The following is a 19,641-nucleotide window of genomic DNA, read 5'->3' as shown; positions in this document are numbered from 1 at the left end:
CTCTTATTAATTATATATACAAGTTTCTAAAAGTACTAACCTATTTTTATTTACTAAGAAAACCTATTAAAAAATTACTATTAACTCAAATAATATTATGTAATCTTCATCAGCTATTTTTATAATTAAGCTAGTTCTCAAGGACTAGCTAAAAATCAACACTCACCTAAAACAGAGCCTCTTATTAATTGATTTCAAATTAAAAGGAGTGTATTTAGAATATCCCCCAATTAACTTTAATTGGGGGATATACTCTAATACACTCCTCTTTAAAAGGTACTATGCTAAAACTATTTTATTGTAGTTTTTCTTACCTCTTTTAATTAATACTTCACCATTTTCAAAGTCAGCTTCTTCCAATGTCTTTTTGAAATCAGCAACTTTTTCTCCATTTAATGATAATCCACCTTGCTTAACAAGTCTCTTTCCTTCAGCCTTTGATGGAACTATTTCAGCTTCAACTAAAATATCTAAAAGTTCATTTCCTAACTTATCTTTTCCCATTTCATAAGTTGGAACATTACTCATGTCTCCACCTTTTCCAAATAAAGCTTCAGCAGCTTGTTGAGCCTTTGCAGCTTCTTCTTCACCATGTATAAGTTTAGTTACTTCAAATGCTAAAACTTTTTTAGCTTCATTTATTTGTGATCCTTCTAAACTTGAAAGTCTTCTAACTTCATCCATTGGAACAAATGTTAATAATTTTAAGCATTTTTCAACGTCTGCGTCATTAACATTTCTCCAGTATTGGTAAAACTCGTATGGAGAAGTTTTCTCTGCATCTAACCATAATGCACCATTAACTGTTTTACCCATCTTTTGTCCTTCTGAGTTAGTTAATAATGTACAAGTCATAGCATATGCACTCTCTTGTGATTTCTTTCTTACAAGTTCAACACCAGCTATCATGTTTGACCATTGATCGTCTCCACCTAGCTCCATTTTACAATTGTATTTTTTATTTAAAACGTAGAAATCATATCCTTGCATTAACATGTAGTTAAATTCTAAGAATGAAAGTCCTCTTTCAAGTCTTTGTTTAAAGCACTCTGCTGAAAGCATTCTGTTAACTGAGAAGTGAACTCCAACTTCTCTTAAGAATTCAACATAGTTTTGATTTAATAGCCAATCAGCATTATTAACAAGTATAGCCTTATCATCTGAAAAATCTATGAATTTCTCCATTTGCTTTTTGATACAAGCAACATTGTGCGCTATAGTCTCGTTAGTCATCATTTTTCTCATGTCAGTTTTACCACTTGGATCTCCAATTGTAGCAGTACCACCACCTATTAAAGCTATTGGTCTATGACCTGCTTTTTGCATATGAGCCATGAACATCATCGCTATAAAATGTCCTACATGTAAACTATCAGCTGTTGGGTCAAATCCTATATAAAAAGTAACTTTTTCCTTTTCTAAAAGTTCTCTTGTTTCAGCTTCATGAGTAAACTGTTTTATGTACCCACGTTCCATTAACGTATCCAATACATTAGCCATTTGTTTATCCCTCCAAAAAAATTTTAATCCAGCTCACTGGCTGGTGCTATATTTAGCATATCATATAGTATATAGTATATCCTTTATTATATTAATTCTCAATTGATTTTAAAAAAAATAAGAACTATAACTTTTAATTATAGTTCTTATTCTACTTATAGTATTAAATATTTTATAAATACTACAATAATCTATATAAAACAAATTATTTTCTAAACTAGCTAATCTTTACGCCACATACTTTTTTATATTTTCAGACATTCTTTCTATATCACCATGAACAGTTACAAATACGTTTACATCTAATTCTCTACTCATAAGTTCTATTCTCTCTAAATAACTTTCTAATTCTTCTAAATTTACATCCTCTAAAATATTCGCTATGCTATCAATATATATGCTTTCAATATCATAATCTCTAGAGACTATTCCTTGTAAGAAACCATAAAACTGTTCATAGCTATTTACACAGTAATTGTTCATAGGTATAAGCCTAACCTTTTTGTTTAATTGAAGCATTCTTTTATTATCATCGTCAATAAATATAATACTTCCTTTTGATTTTTCAATCTCCTCATTAGCTAGCTTAACTAAATTTTTGCTTTTTCCAGCACCTCTTTGGTTAAAGAATAATTGAATCATCTTTACCACCCCTTAATAATAATTTTAATCAGGTAAAAACTTCCTTTATATATAATATTCAGAACTTTTTAAAATTATTAACCTATTGTGCTATATTTATTAAATATAAATTTAGTTATATTTTCCTCATTAATCTCTATAACTCTTACATTGTTAGTAAAGCTTTCTTTTATTTCTTTTCCTCCTAAGTTATAATTCATTTCTCCATCTCTACTATCTAAACTTATTATTTTTTCATATATCCACATATTCCTTTTTACATATCCTAAACGCCCATCTTTATATCTTTTTACAATTTCACCTGGGCAGTATATAGTTAAGTCCTTATTTCCTAGTACAATTTCAATTATTTTATTATATTGAGAATAATCTCTATAAATCATAATATTTCTTATAGTGTCAACTATTAAAGCTACGGGATATTCATTAGGTACTATCTCTCTTATTTTTTTCTCAGCATTCTTCATCATATCTAAAATATTTCCTCTTATTATAAAGGTTTGTCCATTACCTAATAAACTTCTTATCTTTATCATATTATGTGGCACATATAGATTATTTACATCAGAGAATACTAATAACCCTCCTAATGTACACATTGATTTTCCAGAAATACTATTTTTATAAATTATATTGCTACTACTTAATAAAAATTCTCTATTTTCCTTTGAAACCTTAATGCCCTTTAAGTGAAAATATCTATTTACAAGTTCTTCATTTAAAAATTCTATGTTGCTATTAACAATTGGGCAGGTCTCTAAATTAAAGCTTATTCCCTTTTGAAACTCAGAAAGAAGCTCCTGTTTCCTCATAATATCAGTGGTTGATCCCCTTCTTATATAAAAAGCTCCATTTTCTCTAATTTGATATGGCTTTTGATAACTATTAAAGATTACTATTACTAATAATCTCTTACCATCTAAAAAGCATTCCTCTAAACTAACAGGTACTGGTGGCTCAATTCTTGATGCTACTACTTGTTGAACTCTTTCCTCTGAAAGATAATCAGCCTCAACTCCAACAATCCTTTTTGTCTTATCTTCAACCCCAATTATTATATAGCCTCTTCCCCCTCTAGAATTTGCTATAGCGCATATATCCTTAGCCAATTCCTTTTTTGCACTTTCTGTGAAAAGCTCTATTTTTAGCTTAAAGTCTAACTTTTCATATTCATTTTTCTTTATCAAATTTCTTAACTTATTTTTATCCATAACAACCCTCTTCTTAATAAGCTCTGTTTACGACCTAATACTTTAAATAAAATATAGCACAAATTTAAAACCCATAGAACATTATATTCCATGGGTTCATTTTAATTCCTTATATTATAATTATTTTAGAGTGTATTTCCTGTAATTGTTGTTCCATCAATTTCAACATTAACATTAACCTCTAAATTAGTTATAGTTATAGGGTCTTTTAATAAAACTTCATCAGGGTATTTTCTATAGAATAAGTTTCCAACATTAACAATATCTATTCCACTTTCTTTAAAATTACCAAACAGGATTTCTAAATATTGCTTTATTGTAGCTCCTTCTTCTAACTCTAAGATATTTATTACCTTCTCATTAACAATAAGTCTTGATTGTGATTCACCAATTGAACATTTAATTTTTATATCTTTATGTAGAACTATATTTTCTCCATCATAACTTAAGGATGTTTTAGTACGAGCATTAGATATATTTAATGTTACAAATGTATTTGGATCTTGTGGATTCATAACTTCTAAAGTTCCATCTTTTAATTCTCCTATTAAAATATTATAGCTCATTCCTTCTTCAGCAGTTATTCGTCTTACTAAAACTTCATTTTTTAGTAAAGCACCTCCACTTAATTCTAATTTTTTCTCATTCATATCATCTCTTATACTTAAGGCACCTAAAACCATTAAATTTCCATAATTGGTTCTAGTTTCTAAATAATCATTAGCATCAATAGCTATAACTCTAGAACTCCTGTTAGATTTTTGAACTAACTCATCAATAAAAACTCCTAAATATTCTTCATCTACAGTAACATCATTTAAAAGTTCTTCAGGAGAACCAAATAAAACAAACATATATGGTCTAATCATAAATTCTTGATTCTTATTTATAATATCTATGTATTTTCTTATACCATTTTTTGCTGCTTTTTCTGTGAATATATATCCTTTACATTGAGTAAAATCCAACTTACTACTAGAATACATATTTATCTCTTTCATAGCTTCTAAAACTGTTTTTCCAGAACCCTTATACAGAACTCTTCTACCCTTATCTGAACTTTCGTTTGAACTTCTATAAGGTTTTACACAATCTAAATATATATATATATTTCCTACTTCACTTTCATCAAATATAATACTTGTTACAAAGGTAACCTTATTTATATCTTTATAATTATAGCAACCAATAAACATGACTGACATAATTATTATACTTAGTAAACTAGCTATAACTTTCTTTAGGTTCATTTTTACCATCCTTGCTAACTATATCTTTTGATATTTCATCTAATCTTCCTCTAGTAATGATATCCTTAAACTTATAACTATTTAAGGTTCCTAGTGGGAATAAGTATGGATACTTGGAACTTCTTAGGTTTGCCAAATGAGATATTAGTACAACACTTATTAAGACAATACCCGGAACTCCAAAAAGTGCGGCTAAAACTACTATTCCTATACTCCATACAGAAACCGGACCATAAAGCTTTGGAATTAAGAAATAACAAACTGCGGCTAATGCCACAACTACAATTGTTACTCTTGAAGCAATACCTGCTCCTACAGCAGCATCTCCTAAAATCAATCCTGAAACTAAACTCATGGAAGTTCCTATAGGTTGAGGTAACCTTAATCCTGCTTCTTTTATTATTTGAAATAATAACATCATTATTATAACCTCTGCCACTATAGGAAACGGAACTCCTGCCCTAGCAACAGCTAACCTAAAAATAAATAAACTAGGTAATACAGAAAAATGATGCGTAACTAATGCAACATAAATTCCTGGTAAAAACATAGCAATAAAAAAGGCAATCCATCTTAAAATTCTAGTAAAACTAGTAAAATACCTATTTAAATAATAATCATCTGGTGTTTGAAAGTTCTCTATAAAAAAGAATGGTACTGTAAGAACGAAAGGTGTACCATCAACTATTATTGCAATTCTTCCTTCTAGCAACTTAGCCGCAACCTCATCTGCTTTTTCTGTATATCCAACTGTATCAAATAAAGTCCTATCCTCTCTAAGCTTAGCTTCAATATAATTTGTATCCAATATAAAATTATAATCTAGGTTTTTTATCTTTTCTCTTATTTCATCAACCAACTCTTTTGGAGCCTTATTTTTTATATAAGATATGCATACTACTGTTTGAGTATCTTTTCCTACATATAATGGTTCAAATTTCAAATTATGATTTTTTATTCTTCTTCTTAATAAAGTAACATTATCAACAAAGGCCTCATTGAATCCTTCTCTTGGTCCTTTTATTACTGCCTCTGTTATTGGAATTCCAACACTTCTTCTCGTATATCCCTTTGTTTCACAATATATTACCTTATCGTAATTTTTAAATATTATTACTACATCTCCAGATAAGACATGTAGTAATGTATCATTTTTATCCTTAGACCAGTTTGTTATGTTTATATCTATAACCTTAGTCATAACATCATACTCATTATTTATGCCATCTTTTACTAAGGTTAATGGCTTTACTATGTACTCACTAATAAATTGAGTAGAACATAAAACATCCATAAAAACAATTGTGGCTGGTCCTAAAGCAGTATCCACCTCCCTATATTTAACATCAAAGCTGTCTTTTAATTTTTCCTTTAGAAATTCTAATTCTTTTTGCATTTTATTTATCACCCAAAAATATTATCCGCTAGTATTATGTTTAATATTCATTATTTTGAGAATACTAAACTTTGAAATTATAAAAGAAATGAGGTGATGTCTTTGGGAAAGCTAACTGCAAGGCATTTTATATTTTTTATTGTTGCCGCAATAAGTACATCTTTAGTGAACTATACATCATTATTTATAAAAATAGGGGGAAGAGATTCTTGGATTTTCACTATAGTATCTGGAGTTGTTTTCTTCTTTGTAGCTTTCTATATTTTTAATATAATATCTAAAATAAACTACTATGATTTTAAGGAGACTTGCTACATTGTTCTTGGCAAAACCTTTGGCAACATTTATATATTAATATTTTCTTTAACTTTAATATTGGTATGTATAGAATCAGCTTCTGTTAGTTCTACTTCTATAAACGTTAATATTTTTCTTGAAACACCAACATGGTATTGTTTATTTTTCTTTATAATTACCGTGTTTCTAATAGGGAAAAACAGATTTAATAGCATACTTATAATATGTATAGTCTCAATAAGTATTGTAATAGCAATAAATTTAATGTTAGCATTGCTAAACATTCAATATATAGACTACACATTACTTCTTCCTATATTTAAAGATAGAAGAATTTCAGAATATACGCTTTGTGCCTTAAGCCAACTAGGCTCTTTATCAAGTTTGGCTATAGTACTCCCTATCATTCCAAGAATAGACGATAAGGAGAATCTAAAAAAAGTCTCAATGAACACAATATTTTTAACATGTGTTGCTTGTGCTTTATTTGTTACAATGCTTATAGCAACATTTGGTTCTTTGAGAGCATCAAACATATTCTATCCTCAGTTCGTTCAAGCTCAAAGAATTTATTTTGGAGGTTTCGTAGAGAATGGTAATGTTTTTGTTATGATTTCTTCTATATTATCCTGGGTTGTTAAATATCTAATAACCATATTTTCTTTATATACAATTTGGAAAGATAGAGTAAAATATAAGCGTAATTTTATAGCACTAATTTCTTTAATAGTATATGGATTTTCTTTCTTTATGTCTAAGAATATATACATTCTATTTATACTGTTAAAGTACTACCAATACATACTTTTAGGGGTGTTCTTTATATGCCCAATTATCATATATACAATAGCTAATTTTAAGCGCCAGAAATTTAAGTATTTGGAATAAAAAAGTATTGTATTCTTTTTTCTATATGATATAATTTATATATAAAATAAAATTTAGTAGATATGTACTTTATTTCTGTCCTGTAAAATTTAGTTTTATAGTATAGATTTTAAACGTACCTAGTAAATTTTACAGGAGGTAAAAGAAATGGAAGATAAGAATTTAGTTTGTAAAGACTGTGGAAAGGATTTCGTATTCACTGTAGGAGAGCAAGAGTTCTTCAAAGAAAAAGGATTCGAAAACGATCCAGTTAGATGCCCAGCTTGCAGAAAAGCAAGAAAAGCTCAAAAAATGAATAGATAATTGATAATTAACGCAAGTTTATTCATAAATTAAAAAGTTCTGCATTCTGCAGAACTTTTTTCATTTCTAGTTCATAAAATTAATCTTATTTGGAAATATTATATAAAGCAATCTAACTTATGATTTATATACCTACTTTAATATAATTGTTTTTCTACTTTTTTGTTAAAGTACACATTCATAATTAGATTTAATAAGCTTAAAAAACTTCTTGTTAAATTCCGTTTAATTTAGCATTAAAAATTCCATAGGATACATATTATTACTTTATTTTTTAAATATTTAAAGTTTCAATTTAATTATATATATTTTATTTTAAACTATATACTCAAATTTTTAATATATTATAGATAGATTTAGCTTTTTATGGTATATTTATGAGTATATAAAAATGAGAGAAAAGGGATGATAAACAATGTCAAATGCTGAACACTCATCAAATTTTATAAGAAACATAATAATAGATGATTTAGATAGCAAAAAACATGATACAATAATAACTCGTTTTCCACCTGAGCCTAATGGATATCTACATATAGGTCATGCAAAGTCTATAGTTTTAAACTTTGAATTAGGAAAAGAGTTCAATGGAAGAACTAACCTAAGATTTGACGATACTAATCCTACTAAAGAGGATACTGAATACGTTGAATCAATAAAAGAAGATGTTAACTGGTTAGGCTATAACTGGAGTGAACTACATTTCGCATCAAACTACTTTGATGAAATGTACAAAAGAGCTATACTTTTAATCAAAAAAGGTAAAGCTTACGTTTGTGATTTAACTCCAGAAGAAATTAAAGAATATAGAGGTACACTTACTGAGCCTGGTAAGGAAAGTCCATATAGAAATAGATCTGTTGAAGAAAACTTAGATTTATTCGAAAGAATGAGAAAAGGCGAATTTGAAGATGGTTCTAAAGTTTTAAGAGCTAAAATAGATATGAGTTCACCTAATATAAACTTCAGAGATCCTATAATCTATAGAATAGCTCATGCTAGCCACCATAACACTGGTGATAAGTGGTGCATCTACCCTATGTATGATTTTGCTCATCCATTAGAGGATGCTATAGAAGGAATAACTCACTCTATTTGTACTTTAGAGTTTGCTGATCACAGACCACTATATGATTGGTTCGTTGAAGAATGTGAAATGGAAAGTGTTCCAAGACAAATTGAGTTTGCAAGACTTAACATCACAAATACTGTTATGAGTAAAAGAAAATTAAAGCAATTAGTTGATGAAGGTATAGTTGATGGATGGGATGACCCAAGAATGCCTACTGTTGCTGGACTTAGAAGAAGAGGTTATACTCCTAAGTCAATAAGAAACTTCTGTAAAGCTATAGGTGTTGCTAAAGCAGATTCTACAGTTGATTCTCAAATGCTTGAGCATTTCATAAGAGAAGATCTTCAAGAAACTGCTCCAAGAGCTATGGCTGTTATAAACCCACTTAAATTAGTTATAACAAACTATCCTGAAGGAGAATCAGAGGTTCTTGAAATAGAAAACAATCCTAAAGATGAATCTGCAGGAAAAAGAGCTGTTACATTCTCAAGAGAACTTTATATTGAAAGAGAAGATTTCATGGAAAATCCTCCAAAGAAATATTTCAGATTATTCCCAGGAAACGAAGTAAGATTAAAAGGTGCTTATTTTGTAAAATGTAACGAAGTTATAAAAGACGAAAATGGAGAAGTTACAGAAATCCACTGTACTTATGATCCAGAAACTAAGAGTGGAACTGGATTCACTGGAAGAAAAGTTAAAGGAACAATCCACTGGGTTGATGCTAATAACTGTATCCCGGCTGAATTTAGATTATATGAACCATTAATCTTAGATGATTGTGAAGAAAATGAAGGAAAGCACTTCCTTGAGCAAATAAATCCTAATTCATTAACTGTATGTAATGGATTCATTGAGCCAAGTGCTAAAGTTGCTAAACCTCAAGATAAATATCAATTATTTAGACATGGTTACTTCAATGTTGACCCTAACTTTACAAGTGATGATAATTTAGTATTTAATAGAATAGTTTCATTAAAGAGTTCATTTAAATTAAAATAATAAAAAGACCACATTTGTGGTCTTTTTTATTACTTATTAATTATATATAAAATAATTCAATAGAAATTTATATTACTTTCTCTTAAAATTATTTTATAATTATATATATACTTATTCAAAATTTTAAAACATAAATATGTAACATAAGATATAAATTTAGGAGGTAACTATGCTTGAATTCGTAAATAAAACTGTAATTAATTACCCTGTTGAAGAGGTATTTGCAATATTCATAAAAACTGCTAAAAGAGATTTTCCAAAACTTGATATAAAAAACCCAATAGGAACATCAACCAAAAGAGAGATTGGTAATTATTCTAAGAAAAAAGCTGAGGCTACAATAACAATAACTGACTTTAAGGAAAATGAAGTCTATTCTATTAAAACAGTAACAGATACTAGTGAATACTCTTCTACTTATATATTTGAAAAAATAGATGATTCTAGTTGTAGACTTACATTAAAAGAAGAACAAACGGTGTCAGGAATATTTGGTATGCTAAATAATGTTATGCATAAATTTTTATATAAAAAAAGTATTAGAACAAGATTTCAATACTTTGTTCAAGGATTAAATGAGGAACTTAAAAGAAGAAAAGAAAATATTGAACGTAGTACAAAAAAAACTGATTAATTATTATTAACTGAGTTAAAGTATTATCTTTGCTCAGTTATTTTAATCTTTAGTTATATTTTACATGAATATGGATTCTTACCTATATTTTCAGATTCAACTTAATTTCAACTGAAAATCTCTACTTTTAATTTGGCATATCGAACTTATATAATGTAACATAATTAGATTGTATTTTTATAAAAATAAGCAAAAACTTCTTAACTCTATTTATTACTCTTACTTATATAAAATTTAATTTAATTCAGAGAGAATTTACACAAACTCTGAATTTTAGTGGAGTTTCTCTAATTCTTAATACACTACAATTCTACTCTTTAAGTAATTCAATTATTAAATAAAAAAGTTTATTGAAAATTATTATCATTTATTATTGACATCTTTATATTCTTATTGTATTATAATGACATAAACTAATTGAAATTGATTTTCATTAACAATTAAAAAGATTTAATTTATGAGGTGATATATATGAAAAAATTAAACATTATTTATTGGTCAGGAACAGGAAATACAGAAACTATGGCTAATCTTATAGCAGAAGGAGCTAAAGAAAATGGTTTAGATGTAAAACTTCTAAATGTTTCAGATGCTTCTACAAAGGATGTTGAAGAATGTGATGTATTAGCTTTAGGATCACCAGCTATGGGATGTGAAGTAATAGAAGAAGGAGAAATGGATCCATTTGTTGAAGAAATTTCAGGACTTGTATCTGGAAAGCCTACTCTTTTATTCGGTTCATATGACTGGGGAACTGGTGAATGGATGGATAATTGGAAAGATAGAATGGAAGATTACGGCGCAAGTATAATTAATACAATAATCGTTAATAATAATCCTGAAGGGCAAGATATAGATAAATGTAAAGATGCTGGTAAGGCACTTTAATTAAATTAGACTTATTTAAAAGAAAGGTGGAAGTAAGTAAATGAATACTAAATTTATTAATCTCTTAGAAACTCTTAACAACGAAAAATACATGAGATCTTTTATATCATATTTAATTTCTCCTGTAATAACAGGGATTAAACCTTCTTCCACCATTACTCTTTCAAAACAAGGTCATAATTTATTTAAACTTTGGAACATGTATGGTGAAGATTTCTTAAATGATCTTCAACTAAAATATGTTTTGCTTAGAGAAACTAACAATGCAAAAGTTATTCTTATCTATGATGAGATAAACTTAATGAATACAATATATAGAACGTCTTCAATGGATTTTCTAGAAAAACTCGGCTATAATTTAGAAATGAGTTTAGATGATATTTTAAATCATTTAATTAATAGATACTCTACTTTTCATTGTCCACATGAATTAGGAATATTTTTAGGCATTCCTGTTGAAGATGTAAAATGTTTCATGGAATGCTCTGAAAGTAAATGCTTACTTTGTGGTTATTGGAAAGTATACGAAGAAGAAAAAAAAGCTCAAAGGATTTTTGAACTTTATGATAGTTCAAAAGAAATTGTAATGAATCATTTACTTGCAGGTAAAGATTTAAAAGAAGTTTATAACTTGATGAATAATGTATATAAATTTAACATTTAACTCTCATTGCTAAAAAACCACTCAGATTTCTGCCATTTTCTGAGTGGTTTTATTTTTAGTTTTAGCTCTATTTTAAAATAGTATCTATTTAAAATATCTCTTAAAATCTTTAGAGAATTTATTATATGTTGATTTGAAAATTTATCATAATAATCTTAAATAAATAATAAGTATATTATTAATTGCTTGTGAACTTATATCCTACACCTCTTATGGTTTGAATATACTGTGGGTTTTTGTCATCACTTTCAATCTTTTTACGTAAATGTCTAATATGAACATCAACAGTTCTTGTTTCTCCTATGTATTCATAACCCCATATTTTATCTAGTAAAAGCTCTCTTGTTAAGATATTACCTTTATTCTTTATAAGAAGCTTTAAAAGTTCAAACTCTTTTAGAGTTAATTCCACATTCTTTGATTCTTTTGTTACTTCCCTTGTTTGGAAGTTAACTACAATATCTCCAAATTTGGTTATATTCTCTTCCTTCTTAACATTACTTCTTCTAAGTAAAGCTTTTATTCTAGCCATAAGTTCTCTAATCGAAAATGGCTTTGTTATATAGTCATCTGCTCCAAGTTCTAAGCCTAAAACTTTATCAAACTCTTCACCTTTTGCTGTAATCATCATTACTGGAATGTCTGCAGTTTCTTCATTTCTTCTAATTTCTTTACAAACCTCTAATCCATCAATTTCTGGTAGCATTAAATCTAAAAGTATTAAATCAAATTTACTTTCTTTTATAATTTTTAGCGCTTCAGTTCCATTAACAGCTACTGCTGTATCATATCCTTCTTTTTTTAAGTTAAATTTTATAAGTTCTCTAATATGTTCCTCATCATCTACTATTAGGACTTTTTTGTTAGTCATACTCTGTCCCTCCTTTACCCAAAACACTACCCTATTTTATAGCTTATCACAATATTGAAAACAAAAAAAGATATACCATTACATGATATATCTTTAGATTATTATCCTAGTTCAGTCATATCACCTTTTATGGCGTAAACTATGTTCTCACAAACATTTGTTATGTGATCACCTATTCTCTCTAAATATCTAGCAACAAATATTAACTTAACCCCTTGGTTTATATTATTAGGATCCTTATGCATTGCTGATAATAAATTTACATATACATCGTTATATAAATCATCAACAATATTATCCTCTAATGCTGCATCATAAGCTAATTTTGTTTCATTGCTGTCTAAAGCATTCTTAGCATCTTTTAACATATTTAAACAAACTGATTTCATTTTAGGTATGCCGACCATACCTGTAATATGATCTTCACTATCTATTTTTATTGTTTCCATAGCTATGTTAACTGAATAGTCTCCTACTCTTTCAAGATCAGTAACTATAGTTGATAAAGCATATATATTTCTTAAATCCTTAGCCATTGGTTGTTTTAATGCCGTTAACTCTATAGATTTTTCAATTATTTTATTCCTTAAGTTATCTATTTCATCATCCATTTTTATAACTTCTCTAGCAAGAGCCAAGTCCTTATTAACTATTGAGTCTACTGATTTTTCTATTGCTATTTCACATAGTTCCATCATTTGTTTAGTTTCTGCCTTTAGCTCTTTTATGCTTACTCTTAAATCATCTATACTCATTTTTTCTAATCACCCCTTATATTTTTAGCCAAATCTTCCTGTTATATAGTCCTCAGTTCTTTTATCTCTTGGATTTGTGAATATTGTATTAGTATCACTAAATTCTACAAGCTCTCCATTTAAGAAAAATGCTGTTTTGTCTGATATACGAGCTGCCTGTTGCATGTTATGTGTTACTATTACTATAGTATATTTATCTTCAAGCTTTCTTATAAGCTCTTCTACTTTTAATGTTGAAATTGGGTCTAAAGCTGATGTTGGTTCATCCATAAGAATTATCTCCGGATTCATAGCTATTGCTCTAGCAATACATATTCTTTGTTGTTGTCCTCCTGAAAGACCTAATGCAGATGATTTAAGTCTGTTTTTAACTTCATCCCATATAGCTGCATCTCTTAAACTATCTTCAACAATTTTATCTAAAACTTTTTTATCTTTTATTCCATGTACTCTTGGTCCATAAGCAACATTATCATATATACTCATTGGGAAAAGATTAGGTTTTTGGAATACCATTCCTACTTTAGTACGAAGTGCTATAACATCATCATCTTTGTATATATCTTTTCCATCAACTTGTATTTCACCTTCGATTCTAACTATAGGAATTAAATCGTTCATTCTATTTAAAGTACGAAGAAAAGTTGATTTACCACATCCTGAAGGTCCTATTAATGCTGTAACTTCGTTTTCTTTTATATCTATATTAATTTTCTTTAAAGCATGATTGCTTGCGTAAAATAGATCTAAATCTCTTACTTGAATTTTTGTTTTTTTATCACTCATCTTAATACCACCTTAAATTAATAGTTTGCCTTATTGAACTTTTTAGCTATTAACTTAGCTGAAATATTTAAAGCTAATATTATTACTATAAGCACTATTCCAACCGCAGCTGCTGTTTCTATATCTCCTTTTTCCTTTGTTACAAGGTAAGCTTGAACTGTAAGTGTTCTTGCGCTTGAGAAAATTCCCTTTGGCATTTGTGCAACAGTTCCAGCAGTAAGTAATATGGCTGCTGACTCTCCAATTATACGTCCAATTGATAATATTACTCCTGAAAGTATTCCAGGCATTGCACTTGGTAATATTACTTTATATAAAGTTTGAAACTTTGTAGCTCCTAATCCTAAAGAAGCCTCTCTATATGATTCAGGCACAGTTTTTAATGCCTCTTCTGTTGTTCTAATTATTACAGGTAAAATTATTATTGATACTGTCAATGATCCTGCTAGAATTGAGTATCCCATTTTTAAAGCAACTACAAAGAATATACCTCCGAATAACCCATAAACGATTGAAGGAATTCCTGCTAAGCTCTCAGTTGCAAATCTTATAAACTTAACCATTTTCCCTTGCTTAGCGTACTCTTGTAAGTAAACCGCTGCTAAGACTCCTATTGGTGTAGCTACTGCTAATGAAAGTACAACTGTCCATAGTGTTGTTACTATCATTGGTAATATTCCACCACCGCTTGCTGAATAGTTACTTGTTAAAAATGATAAATTTATTTTTCCTATACCTTTTACGAATATAAATCCTAATATTATTACAAGGATTCCAATTGTAAAGGCTGCTGATAACCAAACTAATCCATTTAATATATTATCTTTAACTTTTCTCATATTTATTTACCACCCTTGTTGGAAAGTTTACTTAGCACTAAGTTTAGTATTAATATGAATGTAAATAATACTACTCCTGTTGCAAATAACATTTCTTGATGAGTTCCAAAAGCATATCCCATCTCTAAAGCTATGTTAGTTGTAAGTGGTCTTACACTATCCATTATAGAACCTGGAATAACCGGTGTATTACCTGCTACTAATATAACTGCCATTGTTTCTCCAATAGCCCTACCTATACCTAATACTACTCCTGTCATTATTCCTGATTTAGCAGCTGGTACAACAACTTTGAATATTGTTTCAGTTTTTGATGCACCTAAAGCCAATGATCCTTCTTTATATGCATTTGGTACGGCTCTTATGGCTGTCTCTGAAACTGTGATAACAGTTGGTAACATCATTATGGCTAATACTATTATTACAGCTAATAAACTTTGCCCTTTTGGTAAGTTAAATATATCTTGTATTGTAGGAACTATTACAGCCAATCCAAATACCCCATATAAAACAGATGGTATTCCAGCTAAAAGTTCTACTGCTCCAGACATAATCTTTGCTATTTTCTTGGGTGCTATCTCTGCTATGAATATTGCTGTTAATATTCCTATAGGTACTCCTATTATTAATGATCCTATTGTAGCACCTAAAGAAGCTACTATCATAGGTAATATTCCGTATTTATTTGCACTTGGTATCCATTGTGTCCCAAATATAAAGTCCCAAAAAGAATATCCTTCTATTATAAATGGTCTTAATCCTTTATAAAAAACAAATCCTATTATTAAAAGTAAGCTTATTACAGCTATTGAGGCACTTACTAAGAATATTTTTTCAGTTAAGCTCTCTATAAAGTACTTATTCTTATTATTTTGACTTTTAGCTTCCATATTTACCTCCACCTAAAAATGATCTTTCCATAATATCTTTCGCATTTTTTTCAAATTAATTCTTTTTAATTAATAAGCTTATCCTACACTTATTAATCCTTCCTCTTCTACTATTTCTTGTCCTTCTTTAGTCATCATAAAATCTATAAACTTCTTTGAATTTTCACTTAAATTATCTTCTTTATAAACTAATAAAAATGGCCTTGATAGCTTGTACGTTTTATTTTGTACATTTTCTGATGTAGGTTTTACTCCATCAACACTAACTGCATGAACTGAATCATCTACATAACTAAATGATATATATCCTATTGCATTCTTATTTCCTGCTACCATAGTCTTTATGCTTCCTGATCCATCTGATATTTGTGCTTGTGAACTTATCTCTTCTGAATTAAAACCAACTATTTCTTGGAAAGCATCTCTTGTTCCTGATCCATCTTCTCTTGAAACTAATACTATTGGAGTATCTTCTCCTCCGACTTCTTTCCAATTTGTTATTTTTCCTGTATAGATATCTTTTATTTGTTCCATAGTAAGATTTTGTACTGGATTCTCATTGTTAACTATTACTGACATTCCATCATAGGCAATAGGTTTTTCTTTTATTCCAGTCTCTAATTCTTTTTCTTTTAAATCTCTTGATGAAATTCCTATTTCTACAGTTCCATTTATAGCATCTTTAATTCCTGCTGATGAACCTAATTGATTAACCTCAACAGTCACCTCAGGCATTTCATTTTTAAATGCTTCAGCCTCAACCTCAATAACTGGCCCTACTGAACTGGACCCTGAAATTTTTACTATATTTGCTCTTGACCCTTCTCCACAGCCTGTCATTAAAAAACCCATTGATAAAATGCTAATTAATGCAACTATAATTCTTCTCCTATTCATTTTTTTATCCTCCGCTTATATCAATTTAATATACATTTAAAATCTAATCATTTATTTTTATTTAACTTTCTATTTTTATTTCGCTTACAAATTAATGATATTTCTCTTAAGTTAAGTTAATATTATTTCTATGTTAAATCTATGTAAAAAAAAAATAGAAAAAATCCTAACAATAACTTTAAGTTATCGTTAGGATAAATGTATATTAAATATATAAGCGAACTATTTAATTTTTATTAAGTGTTCTTTAGACACGATATCTTGCCCTTCTTCACTTAATATGAAATCTATAAAACTCTTACCTGATTCTGTTAAAGAATCTTCCTTGTAAACAACTAAGAACGGTCTTGAAACTTTGTAAGATTTGTTTATAACATTTTCTGGTATTGCATCTACCCCATCAACTTTTAATGCACTTACAGTATCATCTACATAACTAAATGATATGTATCCAATTGCATTCTCATTTCCTCCAACTAATGATTTTATGTTTCCTGAACCATCTGATATTTGAGAATTTACAGTTAGCTCTTCTGCCTTAAATCCTACTATCTCTTGGAAAGCATCTCTTGTTCCTGATCCATCTTCTCTTGAAACAACTACTATTGGTGCATCCTTCCCACCTACGTCTTTCCAATTTGTTATTTTGCCTGTATATATATCTTTTATTTGGGCTATAGTCAAATCCTTAACTGGATTATTTTTATTAGTTATTAATGCTATTCCATCATAAGCTATTTCTACTTCTTTAAGACCAGCTTGCTTTTCTTCTGGCTTAAGATCACGAGAAGCCATGCCTATTTGTGAAACTCCATCCATAGCATTTTTAATACCTGCTGATGAACCTATCTGATTTATTTCTATAGAAACATCAGGTTTTTTAGTTTTAAAAGCTTCAGCTTCAGCTTCCATAACTGGTCCTACAGAAGTTGAGCCTGATACGCTTACTACAACATTTGAAGATTTAGTTGCCCCACCTGAAGAAGTACATCCTATCATTGCTGTTGTACCTATAAATATAGTCCCTATAATTGCTATTAATCTCTTCTTAAACATATTCAATTTCCCTCCAAAATCTCAGTTAATATTGAGTACACTCTTATATTATCTTCTCAATGTTAAAAGGAAATTATGCTAAAGTTAAGTCCATGTTAATAAAAAAATAAAGGCTAAAATAGAATCCAAATCCATCTTAGCCTTTTATGTCTATAAACAATTAAAATAAAATTTATTAATATATTCAGACATTCTCTTCATACTATTCATAAGTTTTATATTTTAATTGCTAATACTATTTACTATTATATAAAAATTAAATATATAATTTTTCAAACTCTATATTACTTTATCGTATTAGCTACGTTAATTAGTCTAGGTAATGCATATTCAAAGAACTCTTTATAACTTTGACAGTAGTAGTTTAGATTTAGTTCAGAATCTTCTTTTGAATCTCTATATCTTCTACATCCGCCTTTGCAAAGAGTAAACCACTTGCATTTTTGACATTCTTCATCTACCTTGAATGATGATTTTATGAACTCATGATTCCTTTTTGTTTCAAATAGTTCTCTCATTGTCATTTCTTGTATGTTACCGAGTTTCCATTTATCTAAAACATAAAAATCACAAGGATAAACACTTCCATCACTTTCTACTACAAACTGACAAGTACATGCCCCATTCATCCCACAAGATGATGACTTTCTAAATATAATTGTTTCTAATAAGCTATCAAAATATCTGATACTAATCCTATGGCCTTTAATAAAATCATTATACCAATTATCAAATAACTCTTTTAAAAATTTAGTATAGTCTTGTATCTTAAGGGAATATTTATACTTTCCTTTTTCCTCATATAAAGGATCAAGACAATTTATAAATTGAATAAATCTAAAATCTTTTTCTTTAAAGTACTTATATACTTTGTTTGTATGCTTAGCAGTGTTAGAAGTAACAACACATAATATATTAAATTTAACTTTATACTTTTTAAATAGCTCTGCTGTCTTTTCTACTTTATTAAAAGTATCTAACCCTAAACAATCTTTTCTATTTAAATTATGTATTTCTTTTGGACCATCAATAGATAATCCCACAAGAAAATTGTTTTCGCTTAAAAATTTTGCCCACTTTTCATCTATTAAAGTTCCATTTGTTTGTAAACTATTATATATTTTTAACTTCTTATGATTATACTTTTTCTGAAACTCAATTAACTTTTCAAAAAATTCTAGTCCTGCTAAGGTAGGCTCTCCTCCTTGAAAAGCAAAACTACAATGCTCATCAGCTTCATTTAAAACTTTCTTGACCATATTTTCTAAAACTTCATCTCTCATAACTCCATAGCTTTTAACATTTCTATTGTCACTTAAAGAATGATAAAAACAATAAGTGCATTTTAAATTACATCCACTTGAAGCTGGCTTAATAAGCAAACTTAATGGTGGCATACCAATTCCCCCTTTTATTTTTACTAAATAATTTAAACAATCTATTAATCCTCAAAATGAATCTTATAAAAACTCCTTTGAATAAAGTTTATCATATATATAATCTAAGATATTTTAATAATTGGTTATAATTTCGTTCTAATATAACTCGTATATACTTAAACAAAAATAGCTTAATCTAAAATTTCTAATTATATTGAAAATTTCTATCTAGCTAAGTTATTAGAACTTAATTTATTACTTTTTATATCTAACTCCTATAATAAACTCTATAAAAAAATTCATCATATATAAAACTGATATTTGAATGAATTTGTCCTTAAGAAGTTTTTTTCTAAATGGAGCACCTTTTCACTTCGTTCAAATGTGTAAGTTCAATGTACAAAATTAAAAATTTGAACTT

General features: G+C 28.4%; 19 protein-coding genes. 6 read left to right on the top strand and 13 right to left on the bottom strand.

Going from position 1 to position 19,641, the window contains the following annotated elements:
- Nucleotides 1-279: 279 nt before the first annotated feature.
- The 5 genes from tyrS to AC2A4K_RS03950 form a co-directional block, all read right to left on the bottom strand.
- Entirely contained in the window at nt 280-1,500 is a 1,221-nt protein-coding gene (gene tyrS / locus AC2A4K_RS03970; protein ID WP_322504259.1) for a tyrosine--tRNA ligase, read from the bottom strand.
- 228 nt (nt 1,501-1,728) lie between these two features.
- Nucleotides 1,729-2,142, bottom strand: coding sequence for a hypothetical protein (locus tag AC2A4K_RS03965; protein WP_322504260.1), 414 nt, complete (start codon nt 2,140-2,142; stop codon nt 1,729-1,731).
- A 77-nt stretch (nt 2,143-2,219) separates the two neighbouring features.
- Nucleotides 2,220-3,353 carry an AlbA family DNA-binding domain-containing protein gene (locus tag AC2A4K_RS03960; protein ID WP_322504261.1) on the bottom strand — a complete coding sequence of 378 codons (1,134 nt, stop codon included), beginning with the start codon at nt 3,351-3,353 and terminating at the stop codon, nt 2,220-2,222.
- Between the two features lie 125 nt (nt 3,354-3,478).
- Nucleotides 3,479-4,603 (bottom strand): Ger(x)C family spore germination protein, encoded by a 1,125-nt coding sequence (locus AC2A4K_RS03955; protein ID WP_322504262.1) that lies wholly within the window; start codon nt 4,601-4,603, stop codon nt 3,479-3,481.
- Entirely contained in the window at nt 4,578-5,999 is a 1,422-nt protein-coding gene (locus AC2A4K_RS03950) for a spore germination protein (protein WP_322504263.1), read from the bottom strand. The genes AC2A4K_RS03955 and AC2A4K_RS03950 overlap by 26 nt, the downstream gene beginning before the upstream one ends.
- A gap of 96 nt (nt 6,000-6,095) precedes the next feature.
- Between AC2A4K_RS03950 and AC2A4K_RS03945 the strand changes: the two genes are divergently transcribed.
- From AC2A4K_RS03945 to AC2A4K_RS03920, 6 genes are all read left to right on the top strand, one after another.
- On the top strand, nt 6,096-7,184 hold the full coding sequence (locus AC2A4K_RS03945) for a GerAB/ArcD/ProY family transporter (RefSeq protein WP_322504264.1): 1,089 nt from the start codon (nt 6,096-6,098) through the stop codon (nt 7,182-7,184).
- Nucleotides 7,185-7,331: 147 nt separating this feature from the next.
- Nucleotides 7,332-7,487, top strand: a complete 156-nt coding sequence (locus AC2A4K_RS03940) for a zinc-ribbon domain-containing protein (RefSeq protein ID WP_300348435.1) — start codon at nt 7,332-7,334, stop codon at nt 7,485-7,487.
- 415 nt (nt 7,488-7,902) lie between these two features.
- Nucleotides 7,903-9,561, top strand: a complete 1,659-nt coding sequence (locus tag AC2A4K_RS03935; RefSeq protein WP_322504265.1) for a glutamine--tRNA ligase/YqeY domain fusion protein — start codon at nt 7,903-7,905, stop codon at nt 9,559-9,561.
- A gap of 169 nt (nt 9,562-9,730) precedes the next feature.
- Nucleotides 9,731-10,195, top strand: a complete 465-nt coding sequence (locus AC2A4K_RS03930; protein WP_322504266.1) for a DUF3284 domain-containing protein — start codon at nt 9,731-9,733, stop codon at nt 10,193-10,195.
- Nucleotides 10,196-10,666: 471 nt separating this feature from the next.
- Nucleotides 10,667-11,083, top strand: a complete 417-nt coding sequence (locus AC2A4K_RS03925; protein ID WP_322504267.1) for a flavodoxin — start codon at nt 10,667-10,669, stop codon at nt 11,081-11,083.
- A 40-nt stretch (nt 11,084-11,123) separates the two neighbouring features.
- Nucleotides 11,124-11,747: a DUF3793 family protein gene (locus AC2A4K_RS03920; RefSeq protein WP_322504268.1), complete on the top strand. Its 624-nt coding sequence runs from the start codon at nt 11,124-11,126 to the stop codon at nt 11,745-11,747.
- A 178-nt stretch (nt 11,748-11,925) separates the two neighbouring features.
- Here the strand turns inward: AC2A4K_RS03920 and AC2A4K_RS03915 are convergent, their stop codons facing one another.
- From AC2A4K_RS03915 to AC2A4K_RS03880, 8 genes are all read right to left on the bottom strand, one after another.
- Complete coding sequence (locus AC2A4K_RS03915; protein ID WP_322504269.1) at nt 11,926-12,618, bottom strand: response regulator transcription factor; 693 nt, start codon at nt 12,616-12,618, stop codon at nt 11,926-11,928.
- A 101-nt stretch (nt 12,619-12,719) separates the two neighbouring features.
- Nucleotides 12,720-13,373 carry a phosphate signaling complex protein PhoU gene (gene phoU / locus AC2A4K_RS03910; RefSeq protein WP_322504270.1) on the bottom strand — a complete coding sequence of 218 codons (654 nt, stop codon included), beginning with the start codon at nt 13,371-13,373 and terminating at the stop codon, nt 12,720-12,722.
- Nucleotides 13,374-13,397: 24 nt separating this feature from the next.
- On the bottom strand, nt 13,398-14,159 hold the full coding sequence (gene pstB / locus AC2A4K_RS03905) for a phosphate ABC transporter ATP-binding protein PstB (RefSeq protein WP_322504271.1): 762 nt from the start codon (nt 14,157-14,159) through the stop codon (nt 13,398-13,400).
- A 17-nt stretch (nt 14,160-14,176) separates the two neighbouring features.
- Entirely contained in the window at nt 14,177-14,998 is an 822-nt protein-coding gene (pstA, locus tag AC2A4K_RS03900) for a phosphate ABC transporter permease PstA (RefSeq protein ID WP_322504272.1), read from the bottom strand.
- Nucleotides 14,999-15,000: 2 nt separating this feature from the next.
- Complete coding sequence (gene pstC / locus AC2A4K_RS03895) at nt 15,001-15,888, bottom strand: phosphate ABC transporter permease subunit PstC (RefSeq protein ID WP_322504273.1); 888 nt, start codon at nt 15,886-15,888, stop codon at nt 15,001-15,003.
- A 78-nt stretch (nt 15,889-15,966) separates the two neighbouring features.
- Nucleotides 15,967-16,785: a phosphate ABC transporter substrate-binding protein gene (locus AC2A4K_RS03890; protein ID WP_322504274.1), complete on the bottom strand. Its 819-nt coding sequence runs from the start codon at nt 16,783-16,785 to the stop codon at nt 15,967-15,969.
- 222 nt (nt 16,786-17,007) lie between these two features.
- Entirely contained in the window at nt 17,008-17,841 is an 834-nt protein-coding gene (locus AC2A4K_RS03885) for a phosphate ABC transporter substrate-binding protein (RefSeq protein WP_322504275.1), read from the bottom strand.
- Between the two features lie 284 nt (nt 17,842-18,125).
- On the bottom strand, nt 18,126-19,238 hold the full coding sequence (locus AC2A4K_RS03880; RefSeq protein WP_322504276.1) for an anaerobic sulfatase maturase: 1,113 nt from the start codon (nt 19,236-19,238) through the stop codon (nt 18,126-18,128).
- Nucleotides 19,239-19,641: the final 403 nt, after the last annotated feature.

It is taken from the genome of Clostridium sp. LIBA-8841 (assembly GCF_057782475.1).
The sequence above is the reverse complement of the archived record's forward strand: the minus strand, read 5'-3'. Positions and strand labels throughout refer to the sequence as shown.